Origin of the sequence: Rhodococcus sp. 05-339-2 (assembly GCF_002258965.1) — a bacterium.
Classification (GTDB): domain Bacteria; phylum Actinomycetota; class Actinomycetes; order Mycobacteriales; family Mycobacteriaceae; genus Rhodococcoides.
In genome coordinates this window covers 171,558-189,645 of sequence record NZ_NOYW01000020.1, presented here as the reverse complement: position 1 = coordinate 189,645, position 18,088 = coordinate 171,558, and the positions used below count along the sequence as shown (strand labels likewise).

At 65.4% G+C, this 18,088-nt stretch carries 17 protein-coding genes; 8 read left to right on the top strand and 9 right to left on the bottom strand.

The genetic code is table 11. The features are described from left to right. The 8 genes from rpsC to rpsJ are packed head-to-tail and all read right to left on the bottom strand — an operon-like array spanning window position 1 to window position 4,361. Window positions 1-810 carry a 30S ribosomal protein S3 gene (gene rpsC / locus CH273_RS23495; RefSeq protein WP_027496312.1) on the bottom strand — a complete coding sequence of 270 codons (810 nt, stop codon included), beginning with the start codon at window positions 808-810 and terminating at the stop codon, window positions 1-3. Continuing rightward, window positions 810-1,232, bottom strand: coding sequence for a 50S ribosomal protein L22 (gene rplV / locus CH273_RS23490; RefSeq protein ID WP_032397543.1), 423 nt, complete (start codon window positions 1,230-1,232; stop codon window positions 810-812). The genes rpsC and rplV overlap by 1 nt, the downstream gene beginning before the upstream one ends. After that, window positions 1,229-1,510 (bottom strand): 30S ribosomal protein S19, encoded by a 282-nt coding sequence (rpsS, locus tag CH273_RS23485; protein ID WP_008718309.1) that lies wholly within the window; start codon window positions 1,508-1,510, stop codon window positions 1,229-1,231. The genes rplV and rpsS overlap by 4 nt, the downstream gene beginning before the upstream one ends. Before the next feature lie 13 nt (window positions 1,511-1,523). Next, a complete protein-coding gene (gene rplB, locus CH273_RS23480; RefSeq protein WP_008718311.1) occupies window positions 1,524-2,360 on the bottom strand; it encodes a 50S ribosomal protein L2 in 837 nt (278 codons plus the stop codon). Between the two features lie 39 nt (window positions 2,361-2,399). Then, window positions 2,400-2,705 (bottom strand): 50S ribosomal protein L23, encoded by a 306-nt coding sequence (gene rplW / locus CH273_RS23475; protein WP_027496310.1) that lies wholly within the window; start codon window positions 2,703-2,705, stop codon window positions 2,400-2,402. Next, window positions 2,702-3,379: a 50S ribosomal protein L4 gene (gene rplD, locus CH273_RS23470; protein WP_008718317.1), complete on the bottom strand. Its 678-nt coding sequence runs from the start codon at window positions 3,377-3,379 to the stop codon at window positions 2,702-2,704. Before rplD ends, rplW begins: the two co-directional genes overlap by 4 nt. Continuing rightward, window positions 3,376-4,041 carry a 50S ribosomal protein L3 gene (gene rplC / locus CH273_RS23465; RefSeq protein ID WP_032398245.1) on the bottom strand — a complete coding sequence of 222 codons (666 nt, stop codon included), beginning with the start codon at window positions 4,039-4,041 and terminating at the stop codon, window positions 3,376-3,378. The genes rplD and rplC overlap by 4 nt, the downstream gene beginning before the upstream one ends. A gap of 14 nt (window positions 4,042-4,055) precedes the next feature. Then, window positions 4,056-4,361: a 30S ribosomal protein S10 gene (gene rpsJ, locus CH273_RS23460; protein ID WP_003938093.1), complete on the bottom strand. Its 306-nt coding sequence runs from the start codon at window positions 4,359-4,361 to the stop codon at window positions 4,056-4,058. 491 nt (window positions 4,362-4,852) lie between these two features. Between rpsJ and CH273_RS23455 the strand changes: the two genes are divergently transcribed. From CH273_RS23455 to CH273_RS23420, 8 genes are all read left to right on the top strand, one after another. After that, window positions 4,853-5,347: a hotdog fold domain-containing protein gene (locus CH273_RS23455; protein WP_032397544.1), complete on the top strand. Its 495-nt coding sequence runs from the start codon at window positions 4,853-4,855 to the stop codon at window positions 5,345-5,347. Between the two features lie 12 nt (window positions 5,348-5,359). Next, window positions 5,360-6,268: a prephenate dehydrogenase dimerization domain-containing protein gene (locus tag CH273_RS23450; RefSeq protein WP_032397545.1), complete on the top strand. Its 909-nt coding sequence runs from the start codon at window positions 5,360-5,362 to the stop codon at window positions 6,266-6,268. 32 nt (window positions 6,269-6,300) lie between these two features. Beyond that, window positions 6,301-7,254 carry a diiron oxygenase gene (locus tag CH273_RS23445; protein ID WP_032398246.1) on the top strand — a complete coding sequence of 318 codons (954 nt, stop codon included), beginning with the start codon at window positions 6,301-6,303 and terminating at the stop codon, window positions 7,252-7,254. A 122-nt stretch (window positions 7,255-7,376) separates the two neighbouring features. Continuing rightward, window positions 7,377-8,348, top strand: a complete 972-nt coding sequence (locus tag CH273_RS23440) for a daunorubicin resistance protein DrrA family ABC transporter ATP-binding protein (RefSeq protein ID WP_032397546.1) — start codon at window positions 7,377-7,379, stop codon at window positions 8,346-8,348. Next, window positions 8,345-9,202, top strand: coding sequence for an ABC transporter permease (locus tag CH273_RS23435; RefSeq protein ID WP_032397547.1), 858 nt, complete (start codon window positions 8,345-8,347; stop codon window positions 9,200-9,202). The genes CH273_RS23440 and CH273_RS23435 overlap by 4 nt, the downstream gene beginning before the upstream one ends. Window positions 9,203-9,212: 10 nt before the next feature. After that, window positions 9,213-10,067, top strand: a complete 855-nt coding sequence (locus CH273_RS23430; RefSeq protein ID WP_032397548.1) for an ABC transporter permease — start codon at window positions 9,213-9,215, stop codon at window positions 10,065-10,067. 21 nt (window positions 10,068-10,088) lie between these two features. Continuing rightward, complete coding sequence (locus tag CH273_RS23425; RefSeq protein ID WP_052050188.1) at window positions 10,089-11,003, top strand: glycosyltransferase family 2 protein; 915 nt, start codon at window positions 10,089-10,091, stop codon at window positions 11,001-11,003. A 149-nt stretch (window positions 11,004-11,152) separates the two neighbouring features. Then, complete coding sequence (locus CH273_RS23420) at window positions 11,153-12,091, top strand: esterase/lipase family protein (protein ID WP_032398248.1); 939 nt, start codon at window positions 11,153-11,155, stop codon at window positions 12,089-12,091. 70 nt (window positions 12,092-12,161) lie between these two features. Here CH273_RS23420 and CH273_RS23415 read toward each other — a convergent pair whose 3' ends face one another. Then, complete coding sequence (locus CH273_RS23415) at window positions 12,162-18,017, bottom strand: amino acid adenylation domain-containing protein (RefSeq protein ID WP_082322632.1); 5,856 nt, start codon at window positions 18,015-18,017, stop codon at window positions 12,162-12,164. Window positions 18,018-18,088 lie beyond the last annotated feature (71 nt).

Genomic DNA, 18,088 nt, shown 5'->3' with positions numbered 1-18,088 from the left:
TCAGCCCTCCTGAGTGGGCTCGGTCGAGGCCGGAGCCTCGGTTGCGGATGCCGCGCGGCCTGCCTCGGTGCTGGTCGCCGTGGTGCCCGAGGCACCGCTGCGACGCGGACGAGTGGGACGCTCACGACGGGGACGGTCTGCACCGGCGGCCGGAGCCGCAGCGGCGGCGAGTTCACGCCGTCCGCCGACGATGTCGCCCTTGTAGATCCAGACCTTCACGCCGATACGGCCGAAGGTGGTCTTGGCCTCGTACAGCCCGTAGTCGATGTCGGCACGGAGCGTGTGCAGGGGAACGCGTCCCTCGCGGTAGAACTCCGAGCGAGACATTTCAGCGCCACCGAGACGGCCGGAGCACTGAACACGAATGCCCTTGACGTTGGGCTGACGCATGGCCGACTGGATGGCCTTGCGCATTGCCCGACGGAATGCGACGCGGTTGCTGAGCTGCTCGGCAACACCCTGAGCCACGAGCTGAGCTTCGGACTCGGCGTTCTTGACCTCGAGGATGTTGAGCTGAACCTGCTTGCCGGTCAGCTTCTCGAGAGCTCCGCGGATGCGGTCGGCCTCGGCGCCACGGCGACCGATGACGATGCCCGGGCGTGCCGTGTGGATGTCCACGCGAACACGGTCACGGGTGCGCTCGATCTCGACCTTCGCGATGCCTGCGCGCTCCATGCCGGTGGCAAGAAGCTTGCGGATCTCGACGTCTTCCTTGACGTACTCCGAGTACTGCTTGTCTGCGTACCAACGCGACTTCCAGTCAGTGGTGATACCCAAGCGGAAGCCGTGCGGGTTGATTTTCTGACCCACTACTGAGCCCCTTCCTTGGACGCCTGGCCCTTACGACGGTTACGAGACGTTCCGCCGGTCTTGGGCAGGCTTTCGACGATCACCGTGATGTGGCTGGTGCGCTTGCGGATCCGGAATGCCCGGCCCTGAGCGCGCGGCTGGAATCGCTTGAGGGTTGCACCCTCGTCGACGAATGCAGTGGCGACGATCAGTGTGCTGGGATCGAGATCCAGGTTGTTCTCGGCGTTGGCCGCTGCGGACGCGATCACCTTGGCGACCGGCTCGCTCGCTGCCTGCGGCGCGAACTTGAGGATGTTGAGCGCGTCCTCGACGGTGCGCCCGCGAACCAGATCCACGACGCGACGTGCCTTCATCGGCGTGACGCGAACGTGCTTCGCTACGGCCTTGGCAGTCGGATTGGCGGTGGGGGTGAAGTTGGTCATCGCCTCTTCGCCTTCCGGTCGTCCTTGATGTGACCCTTGAACGTGCGGGTCGGTGCGAACTCCCCGAGCTTGTGGCCGACCATGGAGTCGGACACGAACACCGGTACGTGCTTGCGACCGTCGTGGACGGCGAAAGTGTGACCGATGAAGTCGGGCAGGATTGTCGATCGACGGGACCAGGTCTTGATGACCTGCTTGGTTCCCTTGTCGTTCTGGACGTCAACCTTCGCGAGGAGGTGATCGTCTACGAACGGGCCTTTCTTCAGGCTGCGTGGCATTCTGAACTCCCTCCTAGCGCTTGTTCTTGCCGGTACGACGACGACGGACGATCAGCTTGTCGCTCGCCTTGTTCTTGCGGGTACGGCCTTCCGGCTGTCCCCAGGGGCTGACCGGGTGGCGTCCACCGGAGGTCTTGCCCTCGCCGCCACCGTGCGGGTGGTCGACCGGGTTCATCACGACACCACGAACGGTCGGGCGCTTGCCCTTCCAGCGCATGCGGCCGGCCTTGCCCCAGTTGATGTTCGACTGCTCGGCGTTGCCGACCTCGCCGACGGTTGCGCGGCAGCGCACGTCGACGCGACGGATCTCACCGGACGGCATACGCAGCGTGGCGTAGGGGCCTTCCTTACCGAGGAGCTGGATGCTCGCTCCAGCGGAGCGGGCCATCTTCGCGCCTCCACCCGGACGAAGCTCGACCGCGTGGATGGTCGTACCCGTCGGGATGTTGCGCAGGGGCAGGTTGTTGCCGGGCTTGATGTCGGCATTGGCACCCTGCTCGATCGGCGATCCCTGGGCGATGCCCTTGGGTGCGACGATGTAGCGCTTCTCGCCGTCTGCGAAGTGCAGCAGTGCGATGTTCGCGGTGCGGTTGGGGTCGTACTCGATGTGAGCGACCTTGGCCGGCACGCCGTCCTTGTCGTTGCGACGGAAATCGATGAGACGGTATGCACGCTTGTGACCGCCACCCTTGTGCCGGGTGGTGATGCGACCGTGTGCGTTACGTCCACCGCGGCCGTGCAGCGGGCGGATCAGCGACTTCTCGGGGGTCGAACGCGTGATCTCAGCGAAATCGGAAACGCTGGAGCCACGACGGCCCGGGGTTGTCGGCTTGTATTTACGGATTGCCATGAGTCTTCTCGTCCTCTATATCCGAAGAGTCCCAGCCGCTTACGCGACCGGACCTCCGAAGATCTCGATGGGCTTGCTGTCGGCGGAGAGCGTTACGAGCGCGCGCTTGGTGTCCTTGCGCTTGCCGTAACCGAACCGGGTCCGCTTACGCTTGCCCTGACGGTTCATCGTGTTGACGCTGGTCACGGTGACGTCGAAGATCTTCTCGACGGCAATCTTGATCTGCGTCTTGTTCGAGTCCGGGTGCACCAGGAACGTGTACGTGCCTTCTTCGATCAGTCCGTAGGACTTCTCGGAGATGACCGGTGCCAGCAAGATGTCGCGGGGATCGGCGATCGTGGTCACTTGCTTGCCTCCTCGTTCTTTGCAGGCCCAGCGATGAAGGTGTTCAGCGCTTCCACGCTGAAAACGACATCATCGGCGTTGAGCACGTCGTAGGTGTTGAGCTGGTCGGGTGCGATGGGGTGCACGCCGTCCAGGTTCTGCACGCTCTTCCAGGCTGCGATGTCCTCGCGGCCGACGACGAGCAGGACCTTCTTGCGGTCCGAGATCTCGGCGAGGAACGTCTTCGCACCCTTGGTGGACGGAACCTGTCCGGCAACCAGTTCGGTGATGACGTGCAGGCGCTCGCTGCGGGCCCGATCGGAGAGGGCTCCGCGCAGGGCGGCGGCCTTCATCTTCTTGGGGGTCCGCTGGCTGTAGTCGCGCGGCTGCGGTCCGTGGACCGTGCCACCGCCGACGAACTGAGGAGCGCGGGTCGAGCCCTGACGGGCGCGGCCGGTGCCCTTCTGCCGGTACGGCTTCTTGCCGCCGCCGCGAACCTCGCCACGAGTCTTCGTGGAGTGGGTTCCCTGACGAGCAGCTGCCAGCTGTGCGATGACGACCTGGTGCAGCAGCGCGATGTTCGCCGGCGCGTCGAAGATCTCCGCGGGGAGATCGACGGTGCCGTTGGTCTTGCCGCCGGCTTCCTTGACATCGAGCGTCAGCTTGGTCTCGGTGTTCTTCTCGAGGCTGGTCATGCCCGTGCACCACCCTTCAATGCAGACTTGACGATCACGACGTTGCCGCGACGGCCCGGGATCGCTCCCTTGATCAGCAGCAGACCGTTCTCGCTGTCCACCTTGTGGACCGAGAGGTTCTGCGTCGTGACGCGGTCGCCACCCATACGTCCGGACATGCGCATTCCCTTGAAGACGCGACCGGGTGTTGCGCAGCCACCGATGGATCCGGGGCGACGGTGCACGGCCTGTGCACCGTGGCTCGCGCCCTGACCCTTGAAGCCGTGACGCTTCATGGTTCCGGCGAAGCCCTTGCCCTTGCTGGTGCCGGTGACGTCGACGTATGCGCCGTCCTCGAACACTGCAGCGGTGAGCTCCTGGCCGATCTCGAACTGCGAGGCGTCGGCTACGCGAATCTCCACGATGTGGCGACGCGGCGTGACACCTGCCTTCTCGAACTGGCCGGTGGTGGGCTTGTTCACCTTGCGCGGGTCGATCGCACCGAATGCGACCTGGACGGCGCTGTAGCCGTCACGTTCCTGGGTGCGGATCTGGGTGACCACGTTGGGGCCTGCCTTGATCACGGTCACCGGAACGACGCGGTTGTTCTCGTCGAAGACCTGGGTCATTCCGAGCTTGGTGCCCAGAATTCCTGTCGCAGGCCGGTTCTTGTTATCAGTCATCGTTGTCTCCGCGCTCACTGGATGTTGACGTCGACACTGGCCGGGAGGTCGATGCGCATGAGCGCGTCCACCGTCTTCGGTGTCGGGTCGAGGATGTCAATGAGCCGCTTGTGAGTACGCATCTCGAAGTGTTCGCGCGAGTCCTTGTACTTGTGCGGCGAACGGATGACGCAGTACACGTTCTTCTCTGTCGGCAACGGCACCGGTCCGACGACGCGGGCACCCGTACGGGTGACCGTTTCGACGATCTTGCGCGCTGACGCGTCGATCGCCTCATGGTCGTAGGCCTTGAGCCTGATGCGGATCTTTTGTCCCGCCACGCTTAGTGTCCTTTTCTTGCCGCTTGGTCGTAGAACGGGCCGTTCGGCCTGCTCCACCTCGTCTGCACAGTCCCCGAGCCGTGGAAAACCCACCGACTCGAACTGCCTTCGTGCACACACGACAGTGAAAAACGTTGACGACCAGGCGTGGCCTGATTCCGTTGCCGCTCTTCATCTGTCATGGTTCTCCGGTCCACGCGGTCGGGCGTGTCGCGATTCCGCTCATTCTTCTGCGCTGAAACTTTCGCTTCAACCATCCGAATCGAACGAAATCCGCACCGATCGAGCTGGTGTTCCGGACGCGCTCACGCGGAGCGCTGGTCTCATGTTCTTGCTCAGTCGACCTCTCGGCCGACTCACCTGTTTCAGGCCGCACGCAAGCGCGTCCCGTGTCCAGGCAACCCGACCAGTATGCCGCAGACCGGGCAGCAGATCAACTCGGGGCCGATCGATCGCTACCGAGCAACCTTACCGAGCAGTAAGGTAGCGCCATGACCACCCTCGAGAACACTACCGGGGCGACCTATCGCGCCTGGTCGAAGCTACCGAACAACACTGTCGGGTCCACTCTCTTCTCCGTCGGCATGTGTCTGCGCGTTCCGTACTTCGCATCCGTGCTTCCCCGTGTCGTCGCGCTCGAGCCGGGACGCTGCGAGGTCACCGCGCCCAAGTGGTTCGGCATTCGGAACCACCTGGGCACCTTCCACGCCATCGCCGCGTGCAACCTCGCCGAGGTCGCCATGGGCATGCTCGCCGAGGCGACCGTCCCCACCACGCACCGATGGATTCCCAAGTCCATGACTGTCCAGTACCTGACGAAGGCCACGACGTCGCTGCGCGCGGTCGCCGAACTCGACGAGGTCCCCGATTTCGGAACGATCACCGACGGCATCGACATCATCGTGTCCGTCGCGATCCGAGACACATCGGGCATCGAGGTGGTGCACGCGGACATCACCATCTGGGTCTCCGCCGCGTCCCGTTGACATACTCGACCGATGAACTCGGTGACACGGTCGCGGTCCCATGACTCGGTAGTGGTGGTCGGAGGTTCGGGAGCGGTGGGCCGCTTGATGGTCGATCTGCTGCTCGCGGACGGCGTACCGGTGACCGTCGTGGACGTGCACGGTGGCCCGGAGCTCGACGGTTCGACGGTGATCGCCGGCGACATCACCGCCCCAGGCGAGCCGGTCGAATCGGTGCTGAGAGAAGCCGCGACGGTGATTCTGGCCGTCCCAGAATCCGTGGCGCTGCGGGCCGACCTGTCCGCGGTGCGCGCCGACGCCCTGCTGGTGGAGACCCTGTCGGTGAAGTCCGGCTTCTCCCACCATGTACAAGGCGCGCGTCCGATCGGTGCCACGCTGGGAATCAATCCCATGTTCGCCCCGTCGCTCGGAATGGCCGGACGCCCGGTTGCGGCCGTCGTGCATCGACCCGGCCCGCCGGTGGATGCCTTCCTGGACGGCATCTCGCGGTGGGGCGCTCGGGTGGTCCTTCTCGACGCCGCACGTCATGATCGCCTCGCCGCGGCGACGCAGGCGCTGACGCACGCCAGCGTCCTGGCGTTCGGACTGGCTCTGGCCGAACTGGACCTTCCGTTCGTCGACATCGACGCCGTTGCGCCTCCCCCGCACGCGTCGATGCTCGCGATACTGGCGCGGATCACCGGCGGGGAACCCGAGGTCTACTGGGATGTTCAGGCCGGCAATCCCCACGCGGCCGAGGCCAGGGCGGCGTTGCATCGCGCGACGCAGACGGTGAGCGAGACCGTCGATTCCGGTTCCGAGGCCGACTTCGCCGCTCTGTTGGTGCAGGCCGAGGCCGCTCTGGGTGGGAACGGGGATCGGTATCGGGCGGTGTGCGCGGAGATGTTCGGTATCGTTCGAGGTAGCAGTGGCAACCGATGACCACGAGTACGAGCGCGGAGGCGAGGCACACGATGTTGGAACAGCCGTCGTTGCCGGAGTTCGATTCCGACGATGTCGTCGAGAGTGCGGTCGTCGCTCGATTGGCGAAGAACTGGTCGCAGCGCGCGACGGTCAAGAAGCCCGAGCCCGAGCTGGACGATCTGTTCGACACCACCAAGCGGGATTTCCCCGACGCTCTGATCCCCTTCGGCGAGCACGACACCTTCACCGGTGCCACTGCCGAGCAGCAGGATCGACTGCGTGCCTGGGGTTGGATCGCGTTCAACAAGAACGTGATGGACGTCGAGCAGCACGTCGTTCATCCCGGTTTCGCTCTGTTGGCGCAGGACGTGTTCGAGACCGGGATGGGTGACACCCTCGCTGTGGCGGTCACCCAGGCCATGGTGGACGAGCAGTACCACACCCTCATGCACCTCAACGCGAGCGCTGCGACCAGACGCGGACGCGGGTGGGCCCTGTCGGAACGATCGTTGCCGTTCAGCTCCACCGTGCGCAGGCAGCGTGCGGCGCAGGCGACCAGTGACGACCCCTGGTCGGCGGCGATCAGCTCGCTCGCGTTCATGACGGTTGCAGAGATCTCCATCACCTCGTATCTGGACCTGATCGAGGACGACGACATCATTCAGCCCATCAACCGGGCCACCGTCAAACTGCACAACCGCGACGAGTACTGCCATGCGTCGATCGCCGACGACATGGCTGCGATCGTCTTCGACAGGCTCCGCCCCGACGACCGCCGGAAGTTCCTGGACGGGCTGGTCGACGGCATGGACGCGTTCTCGAACATCGACTTCTCCACCTGGGGACGCATTCTCGAACTCGAGGGCGTGCGCGGTGGCGCGCAGATGCTCGTCGACGTCGAGCAGGACAAGAGCCGCCGCGCGTTGGTTCAGGACTACAGCGGGTTGCGGTCTCTGTGCCGCAAACTCGACGTCGAGAACAGTATCGATATCGACTGGGACTGACTGCGGAGGCCACGCAGCGACGACCCACAAGTAACATCCACGGCGAATTTCGCTATCAAGTAGTGGCCCTCGACTCCACGGGGTCCGGTCCCACCACTCCCCCCCGACAGCTCGGAGATTCGATGTCGTCAGCTCAACACGCAGCCGTACACGTGGAGGACGTACACAAGTCCTTCGGCGATGTGCAGGCGTTGCGCGGCATCAGCTTCTCCGCCGAACGGGGAACGGTGCTGGGGATTCTGGGCCCGAACGGTGCAGGCAAGACGACGACGGTGAAGGTGCTCTCCACTCTGATCGCACCCGACCGGGGCAGGGCATTCGTCGCAGGTCACGATGTCGCGACCGACGCTCCGGCAGTGCGCCGCTCGATCATGATGACCGGGCAGTACGCGGCCCTCGACGACACTCTGTCCGGCCGCGAGAACATCGAGCTCTTCGGCCGTCTGATGGGTCTGGACAAGAAGGCCGCGAAGGCCCGAGCCAAGGCCCTGCTCGACGAGTTCGACCTGTCCGACACCGGCAAGCGCCCCGTCCGTGGCTACTCGGGCGGTATGCGTCGGCGCATCGACATCGCCTGCGGCCTCGTCGTGCGGCCGGAGGTCGTGTTCCTGGACGAGCCGACCACCGGACTCGATCCCCGCAGTCGGCAGGGCGTCTGGTCGTTGGTCGAGGCACTCAAGTCGCAGGGCATCACTGTGCTGTTGACGACGCAGTATCTCGAAGAAGCAGATGTCCTGAGCGACAACATCATCGTCATCGACAAGGGCACGGTCATCGCAGAAGGCACCTCGGACCATCTCAAGGCCATGACCGGCGGCAGCTACTGCGAGGTCGTTCCCCTCGATCCCGGCCAACTCCGCGCGGCCGCCGAAGCCCTCGGCGACATGGTGCCCGCTGCAGTTCACGCCGAGATCACCGCTGCCTCGGACCGGCTCTCCGTTCCTGCCCCCGACGGCGCAGCCACGCTGTCGGAAATCCTGCGCCGCATCGATGCGGTGGGCATCGTGCTCGCCGACATCGCCCTGCGCCGCCCGTCGCTCGACGACGTATTCCTCACCCTCACCGGTCACTCGAAGACGAGCACCACACCATGACGGCCACGACGCGAGGCGTAGCCGGTTCGCAGGCGAGGACCGTGCAGCGGACCGATGTCGGTTCGACGGCTCAGCAGCCCAAGCGACGGTCGAGGACGAAGCCGTCGGGATTCGTGCAGTGGCAGGCCCTCACCGGGCGTGCGCTGTGGACGATGCTCACCAAGGGTGAGTTGTTGGTCGCGGTCATCGCCCCGCTCATCTTCACCGTCGGCTTCTACCTACCGCTCAAGTTCGTCATGGGTCTGCAGGGCATCGACTACGCCCAGTTCCTGATGCCGATCATCGTGCTGCAGGCCATGGCGTTCACCGCGATCTCCGCGGCGCAGCGCGCCTCGGCCGAGGCGATGAGTGGCCTGAATTCCCGGTTGAAGACCATGCCCGTCGTGCGGGGTGTGCCGCTGGTGTCGCGCATCTCGAGTGGTGTCGTCCGCTCACTGGTGTCTCTGGTGTCCGCTCTCGGCTTCGGTTACGTCATCGGCTTTCGATTCACTGCGGGATTCGGTCAGGCCCTGTTGTTCTGTGCACTGGCCATGCTGATCAGCACAACGTTGTCGATCGGTGCCGATGCGATCGGAACGCTGTCGAAGAGCCCCGAAGCGACCAGCCAGGTGTTGACCCTGCCCCAGCTCATCCTCGGCATGGCCTCGTGCGGATTCGTTCCGGAGAGCGGTTTTCCCGAACTCATCCGCCCCTTCGTTCGCAATCAACCGATCTCTCAGTTCTCGTTCGCGATGCGGGACATGGCCGAGGGCGGAGTCACCTTTCAGGTGCTGTGGCCATCCCTCGCCTGGATCGCAGGCCTGATCGTGTTCTTCGTCCCGCTTGCCATCTGGGCGAGCTCGAGACCGGAATGACGAGTCCGAGATGACCATGTCCGAAGCGTCGGTGAACGCTGCTCGCGTATCCAACTTGACCTTTCCCGAACCCAACATGGCGCTGCGAGAAGGGTCGATCCGCGCGCTCGGGACGCACAGTCTGATCCAGGCCAAGCGACTTCTGATGCGGTGGATGCGCGATCCGTCGACGATGATCCAAGCCTTGCTGTACCCCGCGTTGATGCTGGTCATGTTCCGGGTCGTACTCGGCAACTCGATCTCCGCGGCCACCGGAGCCCCGGCCATCTACGGCCAGGTTCCGATGATCGCTCTCGTCGGGGCCATGTTCGGGTCCATCGTCAGCGCTGTCGGTCTCAAGGGCGAGCGGAAATCGGGCTTGCTGTCCAGGTTCTGGACGACACCGACTCACCGTGCCGCCGGCCTGCTCGGCAGAATGATCGCCGAAGCCGTCCGAGTGCTCGTCACCACCACCGTCATCATCGCTGCCGGGGTGGCGATGGGGTTCAGATTCACCCAGGGGTTCCAGGCCGGAGTCCTGTTGCTTCTGATTCCGGTCGTGTTCGGTATCGGGTTCGCGGTGATGGTCACGTTCCTCGCGACCGTCGCCGGTAATGCTCCCCTGGTGGAACTGGTCTCGATCTTCTGCACCCTGTTGATGTTCTTCAATGCCGGCTTCGTTCCGGTTCTGGCGTATCCGCTCTGGCTGCAGCCGGTCGTCGCAGCTCAACCGATGTCGGTCGCGGTCGATGCCATGAGGAACCTCGCTCTCGGAGGTCCGGTCATGACACCGGTGCTCCAGACGTTAGCGTGGTCTCTGGGTCTGGTCGTGGTGTTCCTCTATCCTGCAATTCGGGGGTACAAGAAGGCATCCGCGACCGGCTGATCGAATGGGCTCCGGCCGTCGATGGCCACGATGGGAGGTGACGTCGTGGCCCATGGGCACCCCGAGCACCCGTCGATCTCGGTGATCATTCCGGTGAGCTCGCTCGATCCCCTGCTCGACGCGCAGTTGCAGGCATTGGCGGAGCAGGATTCCGATTATCGGTTCGATGTGCTGATTTCGGACAATGCCGGTGACGGACGAGTCGGCGATCACGTGTCCTCGCACCCCCTACGGGATCGACTGCAGTTGAGCTGTGTCGACGCATCCCAGCAGGTCGGCGCGGCGCACGCCCGCAATCGCGGTGCCGAGAACGCCTCCGGTGAGCTGTTGATGTTCTGCGATGCGGACGACGTGGTGCATCCGTCGTGGCTACGAACCCTCGCTGAGCTGGCCAGGTCGTTCGACGTAGCCGGTACCGCGGTGGAGACGTACACGTTGAACAGTGCGCAGGCGTTGTCCTGGACTCCGACCACACCGCCGGAGGATCAGGGCCGCACCGACTTCCTGCCCTTCGCCATCGGGGCCAGCATGGCCTGCTGGGCGTCGGTCTATCGCGATGTCGGTGGCATGGACAACCGGTTCCGGGCCAGCCAGGACGTAGAATTCTGCTGGCGCGCACAATTGGCCGGCTACACCCTCGGCTTCAGCACCGAGGCTGTCGTCGCCTATCGGCTCCGAGCCGAGCTCCGGCCCATGCTGCGACAATCGTTCCGGCTCGGCTTCGGCTTCGCCAAACTGCGCGGAATCTATCGGACGCAGGGGTGCCCGGCCATGAGGGTCCGTACCGTCGCCTCGTGGTGGACCGCCCTACTGGTTCGCAATCCGCTTCTGCCGACCTCGTGGACCGGATTGGCCCGTGGTCATTGGGCGAGGGCACTGTTCATCCGGGTCGGCGAAGTTCGCGGCGGCATCGCCTATCGCGCCTTCTGTTGGTGACGTCCGACACACCCACTGGATCGCCGGGCTGCCCGGCCTGCAGTCTTGAGCCGCGCGCCTGTAACGGATGGATGACCGATGTTACGGTCGAAAACACGGAGCTGCCGAAACCGGCGGCACATCGCACGCCTTCACACGAGATCGAGGCCATGTCGAACACGCTTTCCCGAGTACTGCCCACGGCGGTCGCTGCCGCCGTTGCCGGTGCCCTGTGCCTGACCGGGGCGGGAACAGCTACCGCGGCACCCGCCTCCCCCACGGGCACTTCCGTTTCTGCCACTCCTGTCCTGGAGGGCGCGAACGACTTCGGCTGCGTGCCCAGTGCGGCTCATCCACGTCCGGTGGTACTCGTGCACGGAACGAAGATGGATGCGTCGACGTGGAAGACGCTCGCACCGCAGTTGAAGAGCGAGGGCTACTGCGTCTTCGCGCCCAACTACGGCGGCGTCTCGCTCCTGTTCGATCCGAGCACGACCATCTGGGGTTCGGGTGATATCGCCGAGTCGGGACGGCAGATCGGTCGGTTCGTCGACGAGGTGCTTGCCGCCACCGGTGCAGAACAGGTCGATCTCGTCGGTCATTCACAGGGCGGCACGTCCTCGCGCCAGTACATGAAGTTCGACGGTGGCACCGATCCGCAGGATCCTGCCCGCAACAAGGTGCACACCTTGGTCACCCTCGGTGCCACCAACCACGGAACGACGTTCGGCGGTCTGCAGCAGCTCTCCGAACTGCTCACCTCGCTCGGACTCCCCGGCGACGCGCTCACCCCGCTCACGTACAACATGGCCGGTGCACAGCAGTTGGTCGGCTCCACGACGTTGACGAGCCTGAACGACGGCGGAGACGTCCAACCGGGAGTCGAGTACACCGTCATCGCCACCCGCAACGACACGGTGTCGACACCTCCGGGGAACACCTTTCTCCGGTCGGGTGATCCGTCCACGGTGCACAACGTATGGGTTCAGGACGTGTGCCCGGCCGCCACGACGTCGCACATCGGCCTCGTCACCGATCCCGCGCCGCTGTACATGGTCAAGTCGGCGCTCGACCCCGACTACGCAGCGACCACCCCGCCACCCTGCTGACACAGCACGATCCGTAGCCACCGGGGCCTCGACGACATCACATCGCGAGGCCCCGGTCGCGTTCGAAGACCTACCGGTCCAGCTCGGTCTGCAACACGGGTCCGATTTCGGCCAGTGCGGACTGCGACGCCATCTGCCAGTGCGTCGAATGCACAGGAACCACGGTGACGCCCCCGTCTACCGCGTCCTCCCAGGTCGACGCCGCGACGGTTCCGGTCGGGTCGTCGACGACCGACGCGAAGAGTATCGACCGCCCGACGAATGTCCGGGGCACGTACGAGTCGATCAGCTCTGCCGAACGGGCGATCCCGTCCAGTATCCCGGCGACCCGGTCGCGGGAAATCTCGTCGAACGGAGCCGGCATCGATGCCAACAGATCCGCCACGGTATCGACCGTGAGCTCGCCGATCTCGAGATCGGAGTCCGCTCCCAAGCCGAGGCCACCGAGCATCTCTCCGGCCGACACAGGACGGTCCACGACGTGGTCGGTCCTGCCCGCGACGAACGAATCCATCATGGCCAGTGTCGACACCGACTCGCCTTCACGCTGCAGTTGCACGGCCATCGCGTGAGCGATCGATCCACCCATCGACCAACCGAGCAGGTGGTACGGGCCCGACGGCTGCACGGTACGAATCCTGTCCACGAACAGGGCGGCCCACTGCTCGATCGATTCCGGCAGCGGCTCGGCACCGGAGAGGGCAGGCGACTGCAATCCGTAGATCGGACGGTCGTCTCCGAGGTATACCGACAGTCCGCCGAAGGCCCAGGACAGCCCCACGATGGGATGGATGCAGAACAGAGGTGACGAGGAGCCACCGAGCCGAAGAGGAATCAACGTCTCCAGCCCGGTGGAGTCCGCCCCCTCGCTCGACTCCGTCGCAGCCGTCATCCGCGCGGAGAGCGAGCCCACGGACGCGTCGACGAACAACCAGTTCAGCGGTACCGGCGCGCCGCCGAGGGCTGCTCTGAGCTTGGAGACCAACTTGACCGCCAGCAACGAGTTGCCACCCAGCGCGAAGAAGTCGTCGTCCAGCCCGACGCGCTCGACGCCCAACACTTCCGCGAACACCGCGGCGACCGATTCCTCGACCGGAGTCTGCGGAGCCCTGAACTCACGGGTTTCGAATTCCGGGGCCGGCAACGCCCGACGGTCCAGCTTCCCGGCTGCATTGAGCGGCAGCGCATCGAGAACCACGAACGCCGACGGCACCATGTACGACGGCACCGCCGACCCCAATTCCGACCGCACCGCCTCGGCATCGACCGCGGCACCGACAGCAGGCACCACGTAGGCAGCCAACGACTCCCCCACCGACAACTGCGCGACCACCACGACGGCCTGACTCACCGACGACAACGCCGTCAACGCCGTCTCGATCTCCCCCAACTCGATGCGCTGCCCGCGGAACTTGACCTGAAAATCGGTGCGACCGATGTACTCGAGCCGTCCGGCATCCATCGACCACCGGACCAGATCACCGGTGCGGTACATCCGCGCCCCCGCAGGACCGAACGGATCGGCAACGAAACGCTCCGACGACAGATCGGGCCGCGCAACATAGCCCCGAGCCAACTGCACGCCGGCGAGGTAGAGCTCACCCGGCACACCCGCTGGTACCGGATGCAGCCGCGAATCCAGAACGTGGACAGAGGTGTTCCACTCCGGCACCCCGATGCTCACCGAACCGTCCACCGCGACGTCCTCGGAGACGTCGCGATACGTGACACTCACCGCGGCCTCGGTCGGCCCGTACAGATTGTGCACCCGCGCGTTCGACACTGCCCGGCACGCACTCACGGTCCGCGCGGGCAACGCCTCCCCGATCACGAAGATGTGCCGAAGCGAAGAGATGGACTGCGCAGCAACCGATTCGGCGAACACCGTGAGCATCGACGGCACGAAGTCCGTCACCGTCACGCCGTGACGGGCGATATCGGCCGCAACGGCCTCCACATCACGTTGCGCGCCCGGGGCCGCCACGATCAACCGGCCCCCGGTACGCAGCGGCAGGAAGAACCCCCACAACGACACGTCGAACGTCGTGGCAGTCTTCTGCAAGTAGACATCCGACGCGTCGAGACCGTACTCCTGCGCCATCCACTCCATCTGGTTGACGATCGCACGATGCTCCACGGCGACCCCCTTGGGCCGGCCGGTCGACCCCGACGTGAAGAGCACGTACGCCAGATCGCCACCCACCGCGCGAGGGAAGACCAACGGCCCGCTCGGCACCGGTGGGTCCGTGATGTCGACGACCGGAATCGCTGTCCCCGTGACGAATTCGTCCCGCGCCGTCGACAGAACGACAATCGGCGACGCCGTGTCGAGAATGTAGTCGTTACGCTCGGCGGGCTGATCCGGATCCACCGGAACGTACGCCGCACCGGATCGCAGCACGGCGTACATCCCGACCACCAGCTCGACCGATCGACGCATGGCCAACCCCACCAGCACGCCGGGGCCGGCCCCACGCTCCTGCAACAACGACGCAGTGGCATCCACCCGGTCCGAGAACTCCCGATACGTCAGCGACCGCTCACCGAACACCAACGCCACCGCATCCGGCGATTCGACCACCGTGCGATCGAAGCCGTCCAGCAGCACCTCGCCCGAATCGGCAGCCACCGTGCTGCCGTTGCCCCGCAGCGAGAGTTGTTCGCGCTCAGCCGAATCGAGAATCTCGATGTCACCGACCACGACACTCGGACGAGCGGTGACCGCCTCGAGAACGGTCACCAACCGCTGCCCGAAGGACGTCATGGTCGACTCGTCGAAGAGATCCGTCGCGTACATCAACTCGACGGCCGGTCCTGCGCCGTCGCCCCGCTCGGTGAAGGTCACCTGGAGGTCGAATTTCGCCGATGCCACGCCGGAACCGAATGCCTCGACCCCGAGATCGGGCAGTTCGAAGGAACCCTGTGAGAAGTTCTGGAAGAACAGTGCAACCTGCACCAGTGGATGTCGTCCTTGCGAACGCACCGGATCGAGTACCTCGACCAGGCGCTCGAAGGGCACGTCGACGTTGTCGAACGCCTCGAGGTCGGCCGTACGTACCGTGTCGAGAACCTCGGCGAACGAGGCATCCGGGGCAACGGGGGTTCGCAGCACCACCGTGTTGACGAACATGCCGACCAGATCGTCCAGCCGGGCGTCGCCGCGGCCACCCACCGGCGCACCCACGGCGATGTCGGCCGTGCCCGACAGTCTCGCCAGCAGCACGGCCAGCGCGGCGTGCACCACCATGAACGGGGTCGACTCGCTCGTCCTGGCGCACTCGAGCACTCGGGCGTGCAGCTCGGGTTCGATGTCGAACGACACCACCGCCCCTCGTCCCGACGCGACCCGAGGGCGCGGCCGGTCGGCGGGCAGCTCCAACTGTTCAGGTAGGCCGTCGAGCGCATGCTGCCAGTACCGAATCTGCTTGTCGGCAACAGAGTTCGGGTCCGATTCGGAACCGAGCATGTCCAGTTGCCACAGCGTGTAGTCGACATACTGAACCGGCAGCGGCGTCCACTGCGGTGCCGATCCGCTCCGTCGCGCGAGGTATGCCGTCATGACGTCCCGAGACAGCGGAGCCATCGACAGACCGTCGGCCGAGATGTGATGCGCCACGAAGGCCAGTACGTACTCCGGTACCGAACCGGCGGGATCGGTGACCTCGAACAGTCGAACGCGGAACGGAATTTCGGTCGTGACGTCGAACCCACGCGTGAAGAACTGAGTCACCTCGGCCAGGGCGCTCTCGCGGGTGACAGGCACCACCGCCGTGTCGACCTGCGTGTCGGCCTCGTCGAGCACTCGCTGATATCCGCTGCCGTCGATGTCGGGGTAGACGGTGCGCAGCGATTCGTGGCGACCCACCACATCGAGGACGGCGGCCTGCAGCGCATCGACGTCGAGCGAACCGCGCAGCAGTAGGGCAACCGGCACGTTGTTGATCGCGGACGTGGTGTCGAGTCGATTCAGGAACCACATGCGTTGCTGAGCGGACGAGAGCGGAATGTGTTGCGGCCGGGCCCTCGAGGCATCGAGCCGGGCCCGGACCGGAGCGTCGACGGAGTCGGCTGCGTTCGCGAGCGCTTCGACGGTGGACGACTCGAACACCGAACGCGCAGGCACGTGCACGCCGAGTGCCGATCCCAACCTCGCAGCGAGTTTGGTGGCGATCAACGAATTGCCGCCGAGCGCGAAGAAGTCGTCGTCGAGACCGACGCGTTCGACCCCCAGCAACTCGACGAAGATGTCGGCTACCGTCTGCTGGGTGGGGGTCGTCGGAGCGCGGAACTCGGCGACCTCGAACACCGGCTCCGGCAACGCATCTCGGTCGAGCTTGCCGGTGGGGGTCAGCGGAATCGACTCGATCAGGGTGACCACGGACGGCACCATGTGCGCAGGCAGACTGCGTCCGGCGGCCTCGAGCAGGTTGTCGACGTCGAGCTCGACACCTGTCGTCGGCAGTACGTAGGCCGCGAGAACCGTTGCTCCCGTCGGCCCCCGGTAGCCGAGGGTCGCTGCGAACTCGACACCGTCGAGTGCGGTCAGAACGGCGTCGATCTCACCGAGCTCGATCCGGAATCCTCGAATCTGGACCTGGAAGTCGTTGCGGCCCATGTATTCGATGACGGGTCCGGTCGGCCCGTCGCGCCAGCGCACGATGTCTCCGGTTCGGTACAGCCTCGCCTGATTCGAGTCCCCCTCGACCGCGTAGGGATTGGCGACGAAACGGGTTGCCGTCAGGCCGAACCGACGATGGTAGCCGCGAGCAAGGCCGGCCCCGGTGAGGTACAACTCGCCCGGCACGCCGGCCGGGACCCGACGCAGCCGGTCGTCGAGAACATGATGACCCATCTCCCTGGTCGACTGCCCGAGCAACACCGCCTCGCCTGCGGTCAGCGGTTGCGAGATGTTGCACACCATGGACGCTTCGGTCGGCCCGTAGACGTTGTGGAACCGGCGGTCGGTGGCCCATTTCGACATCAGTTCCGACGAGAAGGCCTCACCACCGACGGCGAGCACACGCAGGTCGGGCACATCTGCCGGGTCCAGCGAGGCCAGCGCCGCCGGCGTGATGAAGGCATGCGTGACTCGGTGGCGGCGCAACACCTCGCTCAGATCGGTACCACCGTAGACGCCCGGTTCGACGATGATCATCGTCGAACCGGCACCGACGGCCATGAGCAGTTCGAGTACGGACGCGTCGAAACTGGGGGACGCGAAATGCAGTGTGCGCGAACCGGAGTCCAGGCCGTACGTCTCGACCTGGGTCGCGGCCAGTGGTGCCAGGCCCGCCTGGGAGACGGCGACACCCTTCGGTAGGCCCGTCGAGCCCGAGGTGTAGATGACGTACGCGAGATCGGACGCGCGAATCGGTGCGCGGCGATCGTCCGCGACCACCGGCCCGTCCGACAGCCCACTCAGTTCTTCCTCGACATCGGATGCGTCGAGGACGATCCACGACACCGCGTTCGGCATCGCAGCCTCGAACTGCGTTGCCGTGACGCCCATTCGGACACCCGAATCGGTGGCCATGTGCTCGATACGAGCAGCCGGGTAATTGGGGTCGATCGGCACGAACGCTGCCCCGGTCTTGGCCACTGCCCACACCGCCATGACCGATTCGATCGATCGGGTCAGGGCCAGCGCCACGAAATCCCCTGGCCCGACCCCACGTGCGAGCAGCAGGCGAGCCAGCCGGGAGGATCGGGAATCGATCTCCCGGTAGGTCAGCGACCGGTCCCCGAATTCGGCAGCGATGCCGTCCGGGTTCTTCTCCACCGCGGCCGCCAGCAGAGTCGGCAGCGCAACGGTACGGGCGGGCCGAGTACGCGTCGGCCGAGACCGGGTGGGCCTGGGACGGGCCGGCCGGCCCCCCACTCGGCCGCCGGGCTCGGACGGTGTGCCGGTCGATCCATCCGCACTCATGTTAAGCAATGACTCCTCACCAGTTCTTCGCCGCACCGTCGACCGTGGAGGCGACCGACGGTCACCCCCAC